This window comes from Nocardia sp. BMG111209 (assembly GCF_000381925.1).
Taxonomy (GTDB): Bacteria; Actinomycetota; Actinomycetes; order Mycobacteriales; family Mycobacteriaceae; genus Nocardia.
The window spans coordinates 4851381-4869533 of record NZ_KB907307.1; the positions used below are offsets into that span (position 1 = coordinate 4851381).

The window sequence follows — 18153 nt, forward strand, 5'->3', positions numbered from 1 at the left end:
GTTCCCGCCAACCCTTTTTCGATGACCGCCCCCCGCCCCCCGACCGCCGACCGCCGACCGCCGACCGCCGACGAGACCTTCCGCCCATCGCACTCCACAGTGACGGGCGGACCCGTGAGTTCCGATCAGCGAACCGAATCGAGTGCGGCGATCAACGCCTCCGGATCGGTGGTCGGAAGATCGCACACCGTGCCGTGGCAGACGTAGGCGGCGGGGCGCCCCGTGACCGGCGGCCGATCGACCAACAGCGGGCTCGAATTCTCCGATCCGGCAAGCACTGCCGAGCCGCCGGGAGCGAATTGCCTTGCCGCGGTGAGTAGTTCGCTCGCATCCGCGTCGGCGGGCAGGGCAACCGCCACCTGGATCGGCCCGGCCAGCGCCGCCTCGGCGACGGCCAGCCAGTGACCACCGGAACGCGGGGCCCGGGCCAGCACGATCGCGCCCCGGGCGAGGGTGGCGTCGGCCAGCACCCGGTACCGTCCGGCCCGCTCCGGCCCGGTGAGCACCGAGGCGGTCAACAGCGCCTCGGCGAGTGCGGAGGCACCGGCCGGCGTGGCACCGTCGAACGGGTCACGCGGCCGGGTGACCAGCGATTCGGCATCGGCGGCGGTATCGAACCAACTGCCCGACTGCGCCGAATCGGCGAACAGATCGATCGCGGCGTCGAGCAGGCGCTCGGCAGGACCGAGCCATTGCGGATCACCGGTGGCCTGGTACAGCGCGAGCAGCCCCGTGGTCAGCCACGCGTAATCCTCCAGCACACCCGGGGCCGCACCGGCCACACCGCCCAACGAGGCCCGCACCACCCGATCGTCCGTGACATGTTCGGCCAGCAGGTACCGGGCACAGCGCACAGCCGCCTCGACCCACTCCGAATGTCCCAGTGCCGCACCGGCTTCGGCGAGCGCGGTGATCGCGATCCCGTTCCAGGCGGTCACCACCTTGTCGTCCCGCTCCGGCTGTGGGCGCCGATCGCGAACATCCCGCAGCCGCAACCGAATCCGTTCCAAATGCGCCGGATCCTCCGGATCCCGGTACCGGGTGAGCACCGAGGTCCCGTGTTCGAAGGTGCCCGAGGCGGTCACATTGAAAAATGCCGCAGCCCAATCACCGTCGTCTACACCGAGCGTTTCCCGCAACTGCTCCGGAGTCCACACATAGGTGGCCCCCTCGACACCGGCCGCACCCGCCTCGACATGCGTATCGGCATCGAAAGCGGAGGCAAACCCACCCTCGGCGGTACCAAGATCATCGATCAGGAATCGAGCCGTCTCGGCCGCGACCCGCGCGGACGACGAAACCATCTGCCCCACTGTTACATTCGAGAACCGCCGAGCGAGATGCCCGTACACACGCAGCAATTGCGCATTGTCGTACAACATCTTCTCGAAATGCGGTACCACCCACGAAGCATCGACCGAATACCGCGCGAACCCACCGCGCAACTGATCGTAGATACCACCCCGGGCCATCGCCTCGGCAGTCAGCGCCGTCACCGCGAGCGCCTGCTCGTCACCGGTCCGCTCGACATGCCGCAACAACCCCTCCAGCAACGCGGACGGCGGAAACTTCGGCGCCCCACCGAATCCCCCGTTGTGCGAATCGACATCCCGAACCACCAGGGCCACAGCCTGATCCAGCAGTTCGGATGTCACGGTCGCATCGGTCTCCGGCAACCCGTCGGCCTGCGCCCGCAACGCATCGACCACCTGCGCCGCCGCCTGGTCCACCTCACCCCGCCGATCCCGCCAGGTCTCCGTCACGGCGTCGAGCAACTGCGTGAACGAGGGCATCCCCCCACGCGCCACCTTCGGATAATAGGTACCGCAGTAGAACGGCTCCCCCGCCGGCGTGAGGAAACACGTCATCGGCCACCCACCCTGCCCGGTCATGGCAACGGTCGCCGCCATGTACACCGCATCCAGATCGGGCCGCTCCTCGCGATCCACCTTCACGCACACGAAGTTCGCGTTCATCACCGCCGCAGTCGCCTCATCCTCGAACGACTCGTGCGCCATCACATGACACCAGTGACAACTCGCATACCCCACGGACAGCAGAATCGGCACATCCCGCTCCACCGCCTCCGCCAGCGCCTCGGCATCCCACTGCCGCCAGTCGACCGGGTTTTCGGCGTGCTGGCGCAGATAAGGCGAGGTCGCACTGGTCAAATGGTTCACCCTGCCAGCCTCCCATACTCATGAGAGATGCACCGCTGAGGCCGAGCGAGACTTGTCCGAGCGGCGCAGCCCGAAGCAGATGCCGACAGGTCGTGCCAACCGGTGTTCATCACCGGCCTCGTGTTTCAGAAATGACCTCAACTTGTGGTCCGGAGGATATCGCACACGACCCCTGCCGACCGGAGCCGAACTATTGAAGTCACATGCAGTAATCGACGATGTGTCCGATTCCTTGGAAATAGCCGCCATCGAGCCGGTTAATGGCCGACGATGTATAAAAGAAATTCTACTCAGATCAGCCGAAAAACTCCGGCAGCCGAGCATACACCGGATGCGACATAACACGCCGCATCGAAGCAATTGATGACTGTTTACACCGCCACGACACGTACACCTTTGCCGCACAGCTTGGTCATATCGTCCACATCCGAGGTCAAGATCACCACAGGCTTGGTCGCATGCAGGGCCGTCGCGGCCACCACGGCATCTATCGCATACTTGTGCCCGTGCAGGCCGGCTTCGCGGAGAAGGCCGATCGCATCGAATGCGATCTCGTCTGTCACAGGTTCGATCCGCAAACGAGACAGGTGCCAGCGAAAACGCTCATTCTTGACCTTCATGTCGTATGCCTCGATGGGAGTGAGGGCAGTGACAATCACACGGAAGTCGTTGTCTTGAGCCTCACGGACATACGCGGTGACCTTCTGATCCGCTGCACACCACTTCGACAGTCCTTCGCTGTCGAGCACAAGAGTTCCGGCGGTCAGTCGGCTTTGCGGGCGTGCCACGCACTGCCTCCCTGCAATTCGGGCGCGGACTTCACCTCACGGAACAGAGAAGCCGCTTCATCCTTGATTTCCTGCGAAATCACGCCTGCCTCTTCTTCATTCACGAGCAGCGCCTCTTCGAGAAGATCGCGTTCAATCTGGCGCTCCACGGCTGCGTCGACGTAGGCCGAAAACCCCCGCGAACCTACTCGCTCCTTGACCGCCCGGATGTTGCCGGCTCTGAGCGAAACACTCACCTTCGCGGCCGGCCCATCGCCAGGCGGATACTCATCGCGCAACGCAGTCATGCCGTCAGTTTACTACTCGAAGTAGGAAACGGCATCCACCGTGTGTCAGGGCGCTCATGGCCCGTGGAACGCACCTACCCACAACAAGCGAGACTCTCGGAACTGTGGCGGATCCGATGTCGGTTCGTGGTATGTCATTCGGTTACGCCCTCGGTCTTACTGGATGTTCCCGATTGCTGGACACGTCCGAGATCCGGGGTGTAGGCCGCGCCCGACTCGGAAGGTTCGCGGGACACCCGCATCTCCACGTCCAGCTCGGCGAAGATGGCACCATCGACAACTCGAGCGTCTTCATCGGTCTGCATGGAATCTTCGCAGGTCGAAACACCTTTCGGAAGACTATGTTGCTCAACAACTCATGTGACATCTCCAGTGAAAACTGGCGTACCCCACGGACAGCAGAATCGGCACATCCCGCTCCACCGCTGCGGCCAGCGACCCCCTAGTATCGATCGCGGCGGCCACGGATCGCCATCGCCGCCACTACTACCGGTAATCCGCAGTGCGGCGAGGCATACGACGCCCGCGGTATCGGCAGGATCGGAACACTCCATGTCCCTGCGCAGGGTGCGCACAAGCGAATCGCGAAATATGCGAGCGCACAAGCCGTTCAGTGATAAATTGGCGGCGCTCGACACGATCCGAGGGGTGGGTAGGTGGGCGTGCCAGAATCCGTTTCCGTTACGACGTCGGGGAACAGTGACGACCTGCGTGCGTTGCGATCTCGACTGTCGGCCGACGATGCTCTGCGCGGGCGGGTGCGGCTGACCCGCAGGATGCCGCCGGTGGGTGCGCTCGGTCCGGCGATCGAGACGTTGACCGTCGCGCTGGGGACCGACGGCGCCGCGACGGCGCTGAACAGCGCACTCATCACCTGGATCCGTGGGCAGCGTGGCGACCTCACGCTGACAGTGGCGCGGGCCGATGGTGTGGCGGTGGAATTCAGCGCCGAGGATGTGGGTCCGGATGATGAGGACTCGCGGAGCCTGATCGCGGATCTCTCGGCGGATTCGGTGCGCGAGACGCAGACCCGTACCGGGCAGGACTGACGGGTACCTCGCGGTCACCGGCGCCGCAGTGGCGGATCGCTGCCGGAATTGCTTGCCGCACCGGGTCTTTCGGCATGTGACGCTCAGGGCACGTCGTCCGGATGGGGTGGGGTGTGGACTCGGGCGGCGACTGCGGCGGCGATCAGGCAGGCGGCGGCGCCGGTGAGGAGCGCGGCGCGGGGGCCGGAGGTATCGATGATCCAGCCGGTGAGGATGCTGCCGATCGGGGTGGTGCCGAGGAAGACGAAGACCCAGAGGGCCATGATCCGGCCTCGGTAGGCGGGGTCGGCGTGCAGTTGCAGGGCCGTGGAGGCCAGGGTTACGAAACCGAAAGCGGCGCAGCCGGTTACGGCCAGGGCTATGCAGGCCGTGATCAGATTCGGGACCACTGCGGTCAGGGTGAGTCCGGCGGCGAAGGCGGCGGCCGCGGCTACCAGGTAGAGGCGGCGCGGGTGGCGGATCAGGCCGACCGCGAAGGATCCGGCCACGGATCCGATGCTGAGCATCGCGGACAGTAGGCCGTAGGTGCCGCCGGTGCCGTGGAAGGTGTGTTCGGCGAAGACCGGCAGGATGACGGGGAAGTTGAAGGCCAGCACGCCGACCAGGGCCATCATGGTCAGGGGGAGCCAGAGTTGTTGCCGGGTGCGGGCGTAGCGCAGGGCCGCCGCGACGCCGCCGGGATGCGCGGTCACCGGGGCGGTTGTGGGCAGGGGGCGGATCAGGACCAATGCGGCGATCACGGCCAGGTAGGAGATCGCGTTCACCGCGAAGCAGGGGGTGGTGCCGATCGTCGCGATCAGGACGCCGGCCAGGGCGGGGCCGACCACGCGGGCGCTGTTCTGGACTATGCCGTTCACGGCGGCGGCGCTCGCCAGGTCCGCGGGTGGGACCAGTTGGGCGACGAAGGATTGGCGGGCGGGTGCGTCGACGATCTGCACGATGCCGCTCACGACCGTGATCGCCACGACCAGTGCGACGCCGGCGTGGCCCGTTGCCGCGGCCAGCCACAGCAGGGCGGCCAGCAGGCCGAAGGCGATCTGGGTGCCGATCAGCAGGCGACGCAGGTCGACTCGGTCGGCGATCACTCCGCCCCACGGGCCGAGCAGCAGCGGCGGTACGCCACCCGCGGCCAGGACCACACCCAGGGAGGCCGGGGAGCCGGTCAGTTGCAGGACCAGCCAGCCGATCGCGGTCGATTGCACGAAAGAACCACTGGCAGAGGCTATCTGGCCTGCGAAATACCAGCGGAACGGGCGGGATCGCAGGGCTCGGACGGCATTCGCGCGGCCGGATGTGGCGACAGGTTCGGGGCGCATCGCCGATATGTGCGGATCCATCGGCGGCACTTCCTTCGTTCGGGCTCGGGGTCGATTCTGCCGCGCGGGCTCGCCTCGGTGTGTGTGCAGCGGCGCGTTCGTACCCACCGTTACCCGGCTGTCGACGTGCACACCGATGTCATCTTCGTGCGGGACGGCACCCCGTACAGCTCGGTGAGGGTGGCCGCGGGCATCGATCCGGCGTCGGCGCCTGTCAGCGATTTCCCGGGTCGCATACCGAAACGTGATCGAGTACCGGTCCGGAATGGGTATTTACCCGGTATGAAGAACACGCTGTCCTCTCCCTCGCCAGGGACGGCGACCACCCGCCGTCCCTGGTTCGTCGATCTCGAGGATGCCGAGCGCCGCGGCGCGCGCGGCAGCGCCGGGATCGGGTACTTCGATTGCGACTGCGACCTGTGTCGCCGTCCCGGGCTGCGGTACTGATCGAGTACCGGCCGAAAAGCCCTCAGGGAGTGCCGGAATCGGCCGGCTTCTCCGAATCCGGATGCGCCGCACCGTGTTCGGTGCCCTCGTCCGCCTCCTGATCCGGTTCCGGGTGCTCCGGGGAGAATTCGGCGGGCAGGCCCTTGATGTGCTTGTTCATCGAGCGGATCAGCAGTGCCGTACCGGCCAGCAGGATGAGCACGATGACCAGGCCCAGCGGTGAGGCCTTGCCGAATTCGGGACCGGTCGGATTGGTCGACTGCGCGAGCAGGGTGAACATCAGGACTCGTCCTCCACCGCGATATCCGCGGTCTCGTCGGCCTCCCGGATCCCGGCGAACAGGTCGTGCTCGGGAATCTCCGTGCGCACCCGGGTCCGGGCGAGCTCGAATTCCTCGGTGGGCCACAGGCGTTGCTGCATCTCCAGCGGGACCGCGAAGAACGCGCCGTTGGGATCGATCTGGGTCGCGTGCGCGCGCAGCGCGTCGTCACGCTGCGGGAAATACTTCGCGCATTCGATCTGGGTGGTCACCCGGGTCATGATGTCGCCGCGCTCGGCGGCCGCTTTCCGGATCCGATCCAGGAACTCCTGCATCGGGAACGGATCGCCGATCCGCTCGTACTCGTCGGCGAAGATCAGCAGGCGTTGCAGGCTGAAGCCGTGGTCGTAGTACAGCTTCAGCGGGGTCCAGGGCGCGCCCGCGTCGGGGAAGCGCTCCGGATCGCCCGCGGCCTCGAAGGCGGCGACCGACACCTTGTGGCACATGATGTGGTCCGGGTGCGGATAGCCGCCGTTCTCGTCGTACGTGGTCATCACGTGCGGCTTGAATTCGCGCACCTGCCGGACCAGCGCCTCGGTGGCCTCCTCGAGGGGCACCAGCGCGAAACTGCCCGCCGCCAGCGGGGGCGGCGGATCGCCCTCGGGCAGGCCGGAGTCCCGGAAGCCGAGCCAGTGCTGCCGCACGCCGAGCGCCTTGGCGGCCTCGGCCATCTCCTCCCGGCGCACCTCCTCGATGCGGTCGAGGACACCCGGGATGTCCATCGCCGGATTCAGGATCGAGCCGCGTTCGCCGCCGGTGAGCGTCACCACCAGCACGTCGTCGCCCTCCGCGGCGTATTTCGCGGTGGTCGCGGCGCCCTTGCTGGACTCGTCGTCGGGATGGGCGTGCACCGCCATGAGACGAAGGCCGCTCACCTCTTGTTCACCTCGTCGCTCACCGTCGTCATCTCGTCGCTTTCGCCGTGTCGTCTCTGGGGTAGCCGCTGCGTCGTCCCGGCGCTGGGATACCGGCGGCAGACCCGCCGGGCGGAAGGGGCGCAGCTCCCTGTTCCCTATAGTTCCATCCGACCCACGCGCAATCCGATCTACCCCCCGGGAGGGTCCACCACGATGAACGACGCCACACCGGAAATTGATCCCGCCGCCGACGCCGGCCGGCGGGTGGCCGATCGCTACGGGAATGCCGGGCCGCGGGCCGGACTGGACACCGGACCCCGGCGGCGGCGGCGAATTCCGTTCGTGCTCGGCGCGGTGGTGGTGCTGCTCGGACTGCTCGTGGCGTATGTGGGATATCGCCAATTCGGACCCAAGGACATCCAACCGGACGAACTCGGCTATTCGGTGGTGAACGACTCCACCGTCGACGTCCACTTCAAGGTCACCCGGACCCACCCGGACCGGCCGGCCGTCTGTTTCGTGCGGGCGATGGATGCCGACGGCAACGAACTCGGACGTCGCGAGGTTCTGATCCCGCCGTCCAGCAGCGGTACCGTCGAGGTGAACGTGCCGGTGCGCGGGACCGCCCGGCCGGCCAACGGCAACGTGTACGGATGTGGTGGCAACGTTCCGGCATATCTGAAAGCGAGCTGATCGGGTACTCGTCGCTCGCGGGGGGCCACCCCCGTGACCGCCCGGTTCACACCACGTTTCAGCCGCGAAACGCCCACGAACACCCACTCCGACCTGCGAATTTATGAATCGTGGTAGAATGGGCCGATACACGGTTCCGAACATCGGAGCCGTGTTTGCTGCATTGGCGGCCAGCGTTGTCGGTTCCGGGGCACACGACGCCCTCGGGACAGAACCTGCCGGGGCTCGAGGGACATCCCCCAGGATCGCTCCAGCCGTCCACTGCTGCCGTGTGCGCTCGACCCAGAGCGGGTACGGGCAGCGGGTATCAGGGAATCCCGGGCCCGCCGGGAACAACTACTAGGGAGTTGATCGAGATGACTGAGACGAACGTGACCTGGCTCACACCGGAGTCGCATGACAGGCTCAAGGGCGAGCTCGACGCGCTCATTGCCAACCGTCCGGTCATCGCGGCCGAGATCAACGAACGCCGCGAAGAAGGCGATCTCAAGGAGAACGGCGGCTATCACGCGGCCCGCGAGGAGCAGGGCCAGCAGGAGGCCCGCATCCGCCAACTGCAGGAGCTGCTGAACAATGCCAAGGTCGGCGTGCCGCCGTCGCAGTCGGGTGTCGCGCTGCCCGGTTCGGTCGTCAAGGTCTACTACGACGGCGACGAGAGCGATACCGAGACCTTCCTGATCGGCACCCGCGAGGAGGGCCTGGGTCAGTCCGATCTGGAGACCTACTCGCCGAGTTCGCCGCTGGGCGCCGCACTGCTGAAGGCCAAGGTCGGCGAGACCCGCGAATACACGCTCCCCAACGGCAACACCATGAAGGTGACGCTGCTCAGCGCGGAGCCGTACCACAGCTGAGACATCCGGCCGATCCCGTCCCCGATCGGCGCGCGGGAACCGAACGGCCGCACCGGATCCGGTGCGGCCGTTGGTATCCCGAAATCAGCTCAGGGCCTGCTGCACATCCGCCAGCAGATCGGCGGCGTCCTCGATGCCGACCGACAACCGCACCAGATCCTCCGGCACCTCCAGCGCGGAACCGGCCGTCGACGCATGCGTCATCGCGCCCGGATGTTCGATCAACGATTCCACCCCGCCCAGCGATTCGGCGAGGGTGAAGATCCGCGTGCGCGCGCAGAAGTCCAGCGCCGCCTGCCGGCCGCCGCGCAGCCGTACCGAGATCATGCCGCCGAACCGACGCATCTGCTTCTGCGCGACCGCGAAGCCGGGATGCTGCGGCAGGCCGGGGTAGATCACCTGCTCGACCGCCGGGTGATCGACCAGGAATTCGGCCAGCGTCTCGGCGTTGTCGCAATGCCGGTCCATCCGGACCGCCAGGGTCTTGATGCCGCGCAGGGTCAGGAAGGCGTCGGTGGGGCCGGGCACCGCGCCCGCGCCGTTCTGCAGGAATCCGAAGGCCGCGTCGAGTTCGGCGTCGTCGGTGATCAGCGCGCCGCCGATCACGTCGGAATGTCCGCCGAGGTATTTGGTGGTGGAGTGCAGCACGATATCCGCGCCGAGATTCAGCGGCTGCTGCAGATACGGCGAGGCGAAGGTGTTGTCGACCACCAGCCGGGCCCGACCGGCGTGCGCGATATCGGCCAGCGCGGCGATGTCACCGATGTTGAGCAGCGGATTGGTCGGCGTCTCGACCCACACCAGCTTGGTGTTCGGCCGCATGGCCGCGCGCACCGCGTCCGGATCCGAGACCGCGGCCACCGAGTACTCGATACCCCAGTTGGTGAAGACCTTGTCGATCAGGCGGAAGGTGCCGCCGTAGGCGTCGTTCGGGATGACCAGATGATCGCCGGGCCGCAGCGCGGCTCGTAACGTACAGTCCGTGGCCGCCATCCCGGAGGCGAAGGCCCGGCCGTATCGGCCCGACTCCAGCGCGGCCAGATTGGCCTCGAGCGCGGAACGGGTGGGGTTGCCGGTGCGCGCGTACTCGAAGCCGCCGCGCAGGCTGCCCACCCCGTCCTGAGCGAAGGTCGAGCTGGCGTAGATCGGCACGTTCACCGCGCCGGTGCGCGGATCCGGGTCGTAGCCCGCGTGTACGGCGCGGGTGGAGAACCCCAGCAAATCGTCGGTCATACCCCAGAGCCTACGGAACGGTCGGCCCGGACCGGCGGCCACGGTACCGGCCGGAACCCGGGACCGAGAAATAACCGGCAAATAACCCTGTCCGGATGGGCTAGATATTCATCACAGTGCGATAAATATCGGATAACCGATAGAGTGGCAACGTGTTCTCGATCGGACCTGTGATGGCTGAAGTGGCGGCGCGAAGGACGCTGAGCCGCCTGCAACTGTCGCACGGCGTTCCGGCGGCCGATGCCGCGAAGGTGGTTCCCGCGGTGTCGGCGACTCTCGATCAGCATGCGGCCGCAATTCGTGACATTCTCGACTTCGGAATCGAGAATTCCACGGCGGTACCGGTTTCCGTGCTGCTGGCCGGATATGCCCGGGGTCTGGTGGAACACTCCGGCCCCGAGGCCGTCCGCGCGCCGCTCGACGTGGCGGGCTGGGCCGAGGCCGGCTGGCTGCCGATGCGGCTGGCCGCCGTCTGCCTGCTCGCTCCCGCGTCCCGCGCGCACACGAAGAGAGAGGCCTGAGCACCCGCCGGCAGCGGATGCTCGGGCCTCTCCCGTGAACGGAGCCTTCGCCCCCGGCTACGACCGGCCGTAACCGGTCTGGTCGCCGTACTGGTACCCGGAGGTCGTCGCGGTGGCCTGCGGATATCCGCTGCCCTGCGGCGCCGCGGACCACTGCCGCTGCCGGGCCGCGTCCTCCCGCCCGCGCTGGAAGGCCTCGGCGTGGCCACGCAGCTCCGGCATCTCGCCCTCGACGGTGTCCAGCCAGTGCTCCCAGCGCTGCTGCATCGGCCGGATCAGGCCGCCACCGAGGCCGACGATCAGCACGCCGCCGATCGTGGCGAGCACGGTGACCAGCACCGGGGTGGTGACCGAGGTCGCGACGCCGATCTGGTTGAGCGCGGCGATGATGCCGATACCCCAGATGAACACCGCGGCGATCCGGCCCAGCATCCGGCCGTAGGACAGGCCGCTCAGCATGTTCGAGACCAGATCCATCACCACCCGCGCGACCGCGGCCGCGACGCAGACGATGATGATCGCCACGGCCGCCTTCGGCAGCCAGGACACGATGCCGTCGAGCATCCGGCTGATCGGGTTCGGGCCGAAGGTGCCGAAGCCGAGCTGCAGGGTGATCAACATGATCGCGTAGTAGATCAGCTTGCTGAACATCGAGGTGGCGTCGTACCGGCTGTTGGCGAGCATCCGGTTGACCCCGCCGTGTTCGGCCAGGCGATCGAATCCGACCCGGCGCAGCACCCGGTCGCATATTCGCGAGATGACCTTCGCGATGATCCAGCCGATCACCAGGATGACAATGAATCCGATCAGTTTCGGCACGAACGTCGCGACCGAACTCCACGCGTCCGTGAATCCCCTCTGGAAATCGATAGCCACAGTGGAGGTGTACACGACCATTCCCTTCGAAATCAGGCGCGCCCGGCCGTCTGCCGCGGCTGCTGGAGAGGATGGAACTGGTCTCAGTAGATCACCCGGTCATCCCATTTGCACGAGTATTGCCGAGATCGTGAACTTGTCCGAAATGCCGCCGGCCGTGGCCTCTCGAGGAGGCCACGGCCGGAAACGGTGTGAGGAACGGAACGCGGATCAGTACGCCGAGTTGACGTTGTCCATCGAGCCGTAGCGCGCGGCGGCGTAGTTGCAGGCCGCGGCGATGTTGGCCACCGGGTCGTAGATGTCCCAGGAGGTGCCGTCGACGTGGTAGGTCTGGAACGTCGGATCGATCACCTGCAGCAGGCCCTTCGACGGAATTCCGTTGATGGCGTTGATATCCCACAGGTTGATCGCACGCGGATCGCCCGAGGACTCGCGCTGCACGTTGCGGTAGATGCCGTCGTAGGTGGCGGGGATGCCGTGCGAGTTCATGATGTCCATGGCCTGGTGGATCCAGCCGTCCAGGTCGTTGGAGTAGACGGCCGGGGCGGGCGCGGGGGCCGGCGGCGCCGGCTCCTGCATCGCGGCCGGGGCCGGGTCATCGATCTGCGCCGGATCGAATGCGGGGGTGGCATCCTCCACCGGATCGTCGATCGGCTTGGCCTTGGCAGTCACCGCATCGGCGGCGGCGGCGAGGGTCGACTGCAGGGCTACCGGCTGCACCTCGGTGCTGCGGTGGCCTCCGGCGGAGGTGATGGCCGCGAAGGCGGCCAGGGCCAGGGCGCCGGCACCGGCGGTACGAGCGGCGGACTTGACGCGACTGGACTTGATGGTGCTTGCAGACATGTGTTCGTGGTTCCTATCTGGGGACGTCGGCCGTCACCGGCCTGCCACAGGCAGCACTGAACCAGGGCGGTACCCTCGGAGAGGTTCGCCCGCAAATGGCTGATCGTGGCTTTTGCTGTTGAAAGGGGACCGGGGAGCTGTGCTCCCCTCAGCGAAGAGGACTCTGGCTCTCCACCGACACTGACGCGACTTCAGCAGCTGACGGGCTGGCGACCCGGCGGCGAAGCGAGATGCGCGCGCGATTGCGGCAGACGCTGCGGCTGCGGTGCCGGACGGGCACTGCGGTCGCCGTCGTGTTCCACATAAGCGTTGACAACTCCTTGAGCTTTCCAGACTTGCGGTCTGTTAACCGACAGATCACAGCCTGATCTCGCAAAGTTAATTCGATAGAAACTGAAGTTGAACTAAAGGTGAACTGGTTCGAGTTGAAGGTCCGTTCGGACCGTCTATATCGCTCCCATCAGGCGTTTTATCCAAAACCTTAAAGTGACGTGCGTCACAGAAAAAGTTACCCCGCCGATATCGACCTGCGTGATTTGTCCGAATTAGAAGTTCGCTGGACCCTCGAAGGTCACGCTCGAGACTCGACGGAACGGGTCCGTACGGACCTGAAATCGGTCGTAGGTATCGACCCCGCAACATTCGGGAAGCCGACATTACGGTCATATCGGCCGAAATGCGGTGGCCGGATCGGGCCGCGGCGATCACCCGGCCCCGGATTACACCCCCGCACGACCGCCGAACGCCCCCGAAGACGGGAAAACCCCGGCGGCCGTGGCCACCGGGGTTTCGCGCGGGGAGTGTGCCGACTAGTTGCCGGACAGGAAACCGAGCAGATCGTGCCGCGTGATGACGCCGATCGGCTTACCGTCCTCCACGACCATCAGCGCGTCTGTCATCTCCAGTTCCTTGGTCGCCGACGAGACCGGCTCACCCGAGCCGATCAGCGGGAACGACGGGCTCATGTGCTTGGACACCGGATCGGTGAGGTGGGCGCGGCCCTCGAACACCGCCGACAGCAGATCGCGCTCGGTGACGCTGCCCGCGACCTCGCCCGCCATCACCGGCGGTTCCGCGCCGACCACCGGCATCTGCGAGACGCCGTATTCGCGCAGGATCTCGATCGCGTCGCGCAGCGTCTCCTGCGGATGCGTGTGCACCAGATCGGGCAGCGCGCCCGACTTGCCGCGCAGTACGTCGCCGACCAACGGCTCCGGCAGCGTCGGATCCAGGCGGGTGCGCAGGAAGCCGTAGGAGCTCATCCACTGGTCGTTGAAGATCTTCGACAGGTAGCCGCGGCCGCCGTCGGGCAGCAACACCACCACCACGGCGTCGGGATCGCGCTCGGCGACCCGCAGCGCGGCCACCACCGCCATACCGCACGAACCGCCGACCAGCAGCCCCTCCTCGCGGGCCAGGCGCCGGGTCATCTCGAAGGAGTCGGCGTCGGAGACGGCGATGATCTCGTCCGGGATCTCGGGGTCGTAGGCCGAGGGCCAGAAGTCCTCACCGACGCCCTCCACCAGATACGGCCGGCCGGTACCGCCGGAGTACACCGAACCCTCCGGGTCGGCGCCGATGATCTGCACCTTCCCGCCGGACACCTCCTTGAGATAACGGCCGGTGCCGGTGATGGTGCCGCCGGTGCCGACGCCGGCCACGAAGTGGGTGACCCGGCCCTCGGTGTCGCGCCAGATCTCCGGACCGGTGGTCTCGTAGTGGCTGGCCGGGCCGCCGGGGTTGGAGTACTGATCCGGCTTCCAGGCGCCGGGGATCTCGCGGACCAGGCGGTCGGAGACGTTGTAGTAGCTGTCCGGATGTTCCGGCGCCACGGCGGTCGGGCAGACCACCACCTCGGCGCCGTAGGCCCGCAGCACGTTCCGCTTGTCCTCACTGACCTTGTCCGGGCAGACGAAGACGCATTTGTAGCCGCGTTGCTGCGCGACCAGGGCCAGGCCCACCCCGGTGTTCCCGGACGTGGGCTCGACGATGGTGCCGCCCGGCCGCAGCAGACCGTCCTGCTCGGCGGCATCGATCATCTTGACCGCGATGCGGTCCTTGGAGCTGCCGCCCGGATTCAGGTATTCGATCTTCGCCGCCACCAAGCCGGAATTCGGCCCCACCACGGAGTTCAGTCGAACGAGTGGGGTGTTGCCGATGAGATCGACGACATGGTTCGCGATGCGCATGGCACCCATCGTTGCAGAAGCGACCGACCGCCCTGTCGTGGCACCTGCCACTGACGCGGCACGCTGTCGTCCACATCACAGCGCGGACGCACCGGCCATACTGCCGCGCTGGATTCGGATTGCATTTATCATCGCCGCCGTGAGGATTCCGAAGACCGCTTCCGCCACCGCGCTCGGGGCCCTCGGGGCCGTCGCCACGCTCGCGCTGCCCGGCTCCGCCAGTGCCCAGACCGTCGAATTCCCGCAGATTCAGACGCTGTTCTACGGCGGCGCCTGCTGGGGCAACATCCGGACCTGGGCCGACACCGGCCCCGACTATCCGGGCCGGGCGGTGCTCAACATCCAGTCCCTGCCCATCCAGGGCGTCGGGCCCGGCGATTACCCGCTCGCGCCGCTGTGCGAGGTCGACACCACGGTCGCCTGGCGCAACGTCGGTACCGGCGCCACCGGCGACTATCACGTCACCGTCGTGTCGGGTATCTACGGCAGCATCCTGTACTCGCTGTTCCAGGACACCGGGCCGGGCCACATCGAGGTCACGGTGACGACCAACAATGCCGCGACCCCCGTGCACGGCTCCTTCGACGTGCTCGGACCGCCGCCGGAGGCCCCGAAGCCCGCGCCGGTCGACGAGAAGACCGCCGACAGGTCGGCGCGGGTCGGGTCCACCGATCCGTCCACCCCACTGGACGAGAAGACCGGCACGGTCCGGCCCGCCGACACGGACACGTCCGTCGAGGACTCCCCCGCCTGATTCCGGGCCGCGGACCATGCCGGCCCGCGGTCGCGCGGTCTCGCGGCGACCGGCGGCAGACCTGCCGCCGTCCGGCGCCGGGGCCTCGTCGGGTGCCGACGGCGACCGAGGCCGAGACCGCCTCAGGCGGTGGCGATCTCGACGACGAGCCGGGCCGGGTCGCCGGAGACCGTATAGGCCGGTCGATCGGCCTGCACACCGATGAACGACTGGGTGACGCCCTCGTAGACCTGGGTGCCGTAGACCCCGGCGATCCCGGGCACGCCCGCATCGGTCACCGGATCCGGCCCGTCGTACTCGTCCACCCCGCTGTCCCACGGATACGCCGAACCGAGGATCCGCACCTCGAGGACCGACCGGCCGGCCACCGGCAGCGGCGTACCGCTACCGTCCTGCAACGCCTGCCCGGTGTACTGCACCTGCCAGCCGGGCACCCCGGCGCCGCCGAGTTCGTAGATCACCCGGTCGACACCGGGCAGATGTTCCAGATGGACGCCGGTCACCGTCAGCCGCGCATCCCGAGAGGCGAGGGCATCGTCGGCCGATTTCGGCACCGCGGGGGCCGGCACCGCCGCCGAGGTGACAACCGGCGGCACCGGGCCGGGTGCCGGGACCGGGGGCTGCTCCGAGCAACCCGTCAGCAGCGCGAATCCCGCGAGGACCGTCAACGCCAGGCTGTTACGCATGGGGCAGATGGTAAATGTGCGACCCCTGGGGTCGCGGTGACGACACGGCAACGGTCTAGCACACTGTAGGTGTGCTGGAAGTCGACGACGTGCTGAGCCGCCTGCGGCGCTATCCCGATGTGGAGGCAGTGAATCTTTACGCGGTCGATGCGGCGGACCGGCTGCTGCTGGACGTCGCCGCGGACTCCCTGGCCGCCGCGGGCACCGGCCGCGTCGTGATCGTCGACGACGGGTACGGCGCCCTCACCCTCGGCGCCATCGCCGCCCACGATCTGCGCGACGTCCGCGTCCATCAGGACCTGCTGACCGGCGAGCTGGCGCTGGCGAACAACGCCCGCGCGGTCGGGCTGGCCGACCGGTACTCCGCTCTGCCCCTGGGGCAGGAACTGCTCGCCGACGCCGAGGTGGTGCTGCTGCGGCTGCCGCGCATGCTGGCCGGCCTGGCCGAGATCGCCGATGCCGTGGCCCGGTACGCCACGCCGGGCGTCCAGGTCTTCGCGGGGGCCCGCGACAAATATCTGACCCCGGCGATGAACGAGGTACTCGCCGAGTCGTTCGCGTCCGTGCAGGCCAGCCGCGGGCGGCAGAAATCCCGGATCCTGCTGGCCGGCGCGCCCCGGCCACTCGGCGAGCCGCCGTATCCGGTGCGCCGGCGACTCGACGAGATCGATCTCGAGGTCGTCGCGCACGGCGCGGCGTTCTCCGGGCCGAAGCTCGACATCGGCACGCGCTTCCTGCTCGAGCATCTGCGGCGGATGAAGCCCGATGCGAGCGAGGCCGTCGATCTCGGCTGCGGGACCGGCATTCTCGCGGTCGCGCTGGCGAAGGCCCGCCCGCACGTGACCGTGGTCGGCACCGACCAGTCCGCGGCGGCGGTCGCCTCGGCCCGGGCCACCGCCGCCGCCAACGACGTGGCGGACCGCGTCTGCGTGCTGCGCGACGACGCCATGACCGGACTCGCCGATCGCAGCGCGGATCTGGTGCTGTGCAATCCCCCTTTCCACGTCGGCGCGGCCGTGCACACCGGCGCGGCGATCAAGATGTTCGGCCAGGCCGGGCGGGTGCTGCGTCCCGGCGGCGAACTGTGGACCGTGTACAACACACACCTCAACTACCGCGGCGTCATGCAGCGGATGGTCGGCCGGACCGAGGTGGTCGGCCGCAACGCCAAGTTCACCGTGACCCGATCGGTGCGCGGCCTGCACGAACTGCCGCCGGACCCCGGCAACTTCGACGCTTAGCCCGATTTGTCGGATTTTTGCCGGTTTCCGGAACTTGCCCCGGGCGCCGGACGTTGGATACTCAGAACGACCACGACAACCGTGGCTCGCGACTTCCGGAAGGGCACGAGACGGTGCGCACGACTAGCAACCCGATCTTCAGAAACCTGCCGCAGCGGCAGGGTGGTGGATCCGCCGGGTTCGGTCCGGCCGATGCCGGCCAATTCGGCGGACAACAGGCGCCGTACGGCACGCAACAGCCGTACCGGACGGCGCCGGCGACGCGGCCGATGACCATCGACGACGTCGTCACCAAAACCGGTATCAGCCTCGGTGTGGTCACCGTGGGCGCGATCGTCTCCTACGCGCTGACCTCCGCGAACCACGGGCTCGCGGGCCTGTTCGCGCTGGCCGGGCTGATCGCGTTCGGCATGACCTTCGTCACCATGTTCTCGCCGCGGCTGCAGACCAGCCCCGCGTTCGTGCTGACGTTCGCGGCGTTCGAGGGCCTGTTCCTGGGCGCGGTGTCGTTCCTGCTGGCCAACGTCCGCTTCGGCGGGCACGGCGGGGTCGGCGGCTCCGGCATGATCGCCCAGGCCGTACTCGGCACCTTCGGCGTGTTCTTCGGCATGCTCGTCGTCTACAAGACGGGTGCGATCCGGGTCACGCCGCGGTTCACCCGCATCATGGTCGGCGCGCTGATCGGCGTGCTGGTGCTGGCGCTGGGCAACGCGGTCGCCGCGATCTTCACCCCCGGCGGCTTCGGCCTGCGCGACGGTGGCCCGATCGCGATCGTGTTCAGCCTCGTGGTGATCGCCATCGCCGCCTTCAGCTTCCTGCTGGACTTCGACGCCGCCGACGGGCTCATCCGCGCCGGCGCCCCGGAGAAGGCGGCCTGGCAGGTGGCCTTCGGCCTGACCGTCACCCTGGTCTGGCTGTACCTGGAGATCCTGCGCCTGCTGAGCTATCTCCAGAACGACTAGCGTCCGGGGCCATGGCCCCGACCGCGTGAGAGAGGAACGGCCGGTCCCTTCGGGGACCGGC

The 18153-nt window shown here is 67.6% G+C and carries 20 protein-coding genes; 8 read left to right on the forward strand and 12 right to left on the reverse strand.

Going from position 1 to position 18153, the window contains the following annotated elements; all coding sequences use genetic code 11:
• Positions 1-125 precede the first annotated feature (125 nt).
• The 4 genes from G361_RS0122520 to G361_RS49650 all read right to left on the reverse strand — a co-directional run bounded on the left by G361_RS0122520 (position 126) and on the right by G361_RS49650 (position 3560).
• Positions 126-2180 (reverse strand): thioredoxin domain-containing protein, encoded by a 2055-nt coding sequence (locus G361_RS0122520; RefSeq protein ID WP_019929381.1) that lies wholly within the window; start codon positions 2178-2180, stop codon positions 126-128.
• 371 nt (positions 2181-2551) lie between these two features.
• Positions 2552-2968: a DNA-binding protein gene (locus G361_RS0122525; protein WP_036494219.1), complete on the reverse strand. Its 417-nt coding sequence runs from the start codon at positions 2966-2968 to the stop codon at positions 2552-2554.
• Positions 2944-3255 carry a hypothetical protein gene (locus G361_RS0122530; RefSeq protein ID WP_019929383.1) on the reverse strand — a complete coding sequence of 104 codons (312 nt, stop codon included), beginning with the start codon at positions 3253-3255 and terminating at the stop codon, positions 2944-2946. The genes G361_RS0122525 and G361_RS0122530 overlap by 25 nt, the downstream gene beginning before the upstream one ends.
• Before the next feature lie 134 nt (positions 3256-3389).
• Positions 3390-3560, reverse strand: coding sequence for a hypothetical protein (locus tag G361_RS49650; protein ID WP_019929384.1), 171 nt, complete (start codon positions 3558-3560; stop codon positions 3390-3392).
• 357 nt (positions 3561-3917) lie between these two features.
• Between G361_RS49650 and G361_RS44490 the strand changes: the two genes are divergently transcribed.
• Positions 3918-4304 carry an effector-associated constant component EACC1 gene (locus G361_RS44490; RefSeq protein ID WP_063711873.1) on the forward strand — a complete coding sequence of 129 codons (387 nt, stop codon included), beginning with the start codon at positions 3918-3920 and terminating at the stop codon, positions 4302-4304.
• An 83-nt stretch (positions 4305-4387) separates the two neighbouring features.
• Here the strand turns inward: G361_RS44490 and G361_RS0122545 are convergent, their stop codons facing one another.
• Positions 4388-5641: an MFS transporter gene (locus tag G361_RS0122545; protein ID WP_196814530.1), complete on the reverse strand. Its 1254-nt coding sequence runs from the start codon at positions 5639-5641 to the stop codon at positions 4388-4390.
• A 261-nt stretch (positions 5642-5902) separates the two neighbouring features.
• On the opposite strand from G361_RS0122545, the gene G361_RS49660 reads away from it, so the two are divergent.
• Positions 5903-6067 (forward strand): hypothetical protein, encoded by a 165-nt coding sequence (locus tag G361_RS49660; RefSeq protein WP_155981552.1) that lies wholly within the window; start codon positions 5903-5905, stop codon positions 6065-6067.
• Between the two features lie 22 nt (positions 6068-6089).
• Here G361_RS49660 and G361_RS0122555 read toward each other — a convergent pair whose 3' ends face one another.
• Entirely contained in the window at positions 6090-6347 is a 258-nt protein-coding gene (locus G361_RS0122555) for a hypothetical protein (protein WP_019929388.1), read from the reverse strand.
• Entirely contained in the window at positions 6347-7261 is a 915-nt protein-coding gene (mca, locus tag G361_RS0122560; RefSeq protein ID WP_036494220.1) for a mycothiol conjugate amidase Mca, read from the reverse strand. Before mca ends, G361_RS0122555 begins: the two co-directional genes overlap by 1 nt.
• 195 nt (positions 7262-7456) lie before the next feature.
• On the opposite strand from mca, the gene G361_RS0122565 reads away from it, so the two are divergent.
• Both G361_RS0122565 and greA read left to right on the forward strand, forming a co-directional pair.
• Positions 7457-7936, forward strand: a complete 480-nt coding sequence (locus tag G361_RS0122565) for a DUF4307 domain-containing protein (protein ID WP_019929390.1) — start codon at positions 7457-7459, stop codon at positions 7934-7936.
• Positions 7937-8292: 356 nt separating this feature from the next.
• On the forward strand, positions 8293-8787 hold the full coding sequence (gene greA / locus G361_RS0122570; protein ID WP_019929391.1) for a transcription elongation factor GreA: 495 nt from the start codon (positions 8293-8295) through the stop codon (positions 8785-8787).
• Positions 8788-8871: 84 nt separating this feature from the next.
• On the opposite strand, the gene G361_RS0122575 is transcribed toward greA, so the two are convergent.
• Entirely contained in the window at positions 8872-10020 is a 1149-nt protein-coding gene (locus G361_RS0122575; RefSeq protein ID WP_019929392.1) for a cystathionine gamma-synthase, read from the reverse strand.
• Positions 10021-10193: 173 nt separating this feature from the next.
• Between G361_RS0122575 and G361_RS0122580 the strand changes: the two genes are divergently transcribed.
• Entirely contained in the window at positions 10194-10541 is a 348-nt protein-coding gene (locus G361_RS0122580) for a DUF6401 family natural product biosynthesis protein (protein ID WP_036494221.1), read from the forward strand.
• Positions 10542-10598: 57 nt separating this feature from the next.
• Here the strand turns inward: G361_RS0122580 and G361_RS0122585 are convergent, their stop codons facing one another.
• The 3 genes from G361_RS0122585 to G361_RS0122595 all read right to left on the reverse strand — a co-directional run bounded on the left by G361_RS0122585 (position 10599) and on the right by G361_RS0122595 (position 14449).
• Positions 10599-11417 carry a mechanosensitive ion channel family protein gene (locus G361_RS0122585; protein WP_231386964.1) on the reverse strand — a complete coding sequence of 273 codons (819 nt, stop codon included), beginning with the start codon at positions 11415-11417 and terminating at the stop codon, positions 10599-10601.
• 210 nt (positions 11418-11627) lie between these two features.
• Positions 11628-12260: a transglycosylase SLT domain-containing protein gene (locus G361_RS0122590; RefSeq protein ID WP_019929395.1), complete on the reverse strand. Its 633-nt coding sequence runs from the start codon at positions 12258-12260 to the stop codon at positions 11628-11630.
• An 809-nt stretch (positions 12261-13069) separates the two neighbouring features.
• Positions 13070-14449, reverse strand: a complete 1380-nt coding sequence (locus G361_RS0122595; RefSeq protein ID WP_026343378.1) for a cystathionine beta-synthase — start codon at positions 14447-14449, stop codon at positions 13070-13072.
• Between the two features lie 139 nt (positions 14450-14588).
• On the opposite strand from G361_RS0122595, the gene G361_RS44495 reads away from it, so the two are divergent.
• Positions 14589-15203 carry a hypothetical protein gene (locus tag G361_RS44495; RefSeq protein ID WP_019929397.1) on the forward strand — a complete coding sequence of 205 codons (615 nt, stop codon included), beginning with the start codon at positions 14589-14591 and terminating at the stop codon, positions 15201-15203.
• A gap of 122 nt (positions 15204-15325) precedes the next feature.
• Here the strand turns inward: G361_RS44495 and G361_RS0122605 are convergent, their stop codons facing one another.
• Positions 15326-15889 carry a hypothetical protein gene (locus G361_RS0122605; RefSeq protein ID WP_019929398.1) on the reverse strand — a complete coding sequence of 188 codons (564 nt, stop codon included), beginning with the start codon at positions 15887-15889 and terminating at the stop codon, positions 15326-15328.
• Positions 15890-15960: 71 nt separating this feature from the next.
• On the opposite strand from G361_RS0122605, the gene G361_RS44500 reads away from it, so the two are divergent.
• A complete protein-coding gene (locus G361_RS44500; protein WP_019929399.1) occupies positions 15961-17130 on the forward strand; it encodes a class I SAM-dependent methyltransferase in 1170 nt (389 codons plus the stop codon).
• 113 nt (positions 17131-17243) lie between these two features.
• Positions 17244-18092 carry a Bax inhibitor-1/YccA family protein gene (locus G361_RS0122615; RefSeq protein WP_019929400.1) on the forward strand — a complete coding sequence of 283 codons (849 nt, stop codon included), beginning with the start codon at positions 17244-17246 and terminating at the stop codon, positions 18090-18092.
• Positions 18093-18153: the final 61 nt, after the last annotated feature.

Excerpts from the sequence above, each read along its gene's own strand:
- G361_RS0122580 (WP_036494221.1), top strand. The coding sequence starts at position 10,194 with ATGGCTGAAGTGGCGGCGCGAAGGACGCTGAGCCGCCTGCAACTGTCG.
- G361_RS0122575 (WP_019929392.1), bottom strand. The coding sequence starts at position 10,020 with ATGACCGACGATTTGCTGGGGTTCTCCACCCGCGCCGTACACGCGGGC.
- G361_RS0122595 (WP_026343378.1), bottom strand. The coding sequence starts at position 14,449 with ATGCGCATCGCGAACCATGTCGTCGATCTCATCGGCAACACCCCACTC.
- G361_RS0122545 (WP_196814530.1), bottom strand. The coding sequence starts at position 5,641 with ATGGATCCGCACATATCGGCGATGCGCCCCGAACCTGTCGCCACATCC.
- G361_RS0122555 (WP_019929388.1), bottom strand. The coding sequence starts at position 6,347 with ATGTTCACCCTGCTCGCGCAGTCGACCAATCCGACCGGTCCCGAATTC.
- G361_RS49660 (WP_155981552.1), top strand. The coding sequence starts at position 5,903 with ATGAAGAACACGCTGTCCTCTCCCTCGCCAGGGACGGCGACCACCCGC.
- G361_RS0122530 (WP_019929383.1), bottom strand. The coding sequence starts at position 3,255 with ATGACTGCGTTGCGCGATGAGTATCCGCCTGGCGATGGGCCGGCCGCG.
- G361_RS0122605 (WP_019929398.1), bottom strand. The coding sequence starts at position 15,889 with ATGCGTAACAGCCTGGCGTTGACGGTCCTCGCGGGATTCGCGCTGCTG.
- G361_RS49650 (WP_019929384.1), bottom strand. The coding sequence starts at position 3,560 with ATGCAGACCGATGAAGACGCTCGAGTTGTCGATGGTGCCATCTTCGCC.
- greA (WP_019929391.1), top strand. The coding sequence starts at position 8,293 with ATGACTGAGACGAACGTGACCTGGCTCACACCGGAGTCGCATGACAGG.
- G361_RS0122590 (WP_019929395.1), bottom strand. The coding sequence starts at position 12,260 with ATGTCTGCAAGCACCATCAAGTCCAGTCGCGTCAAGTCCGCCGCTCGT.
- G361_RS0122565 (WP_019929390.1), top strand. The coding sequence starts at position 7,457 with ATGAACGACGCCACACCGGAAATTGATCCCGCCGCCGACGCCGGCCGG.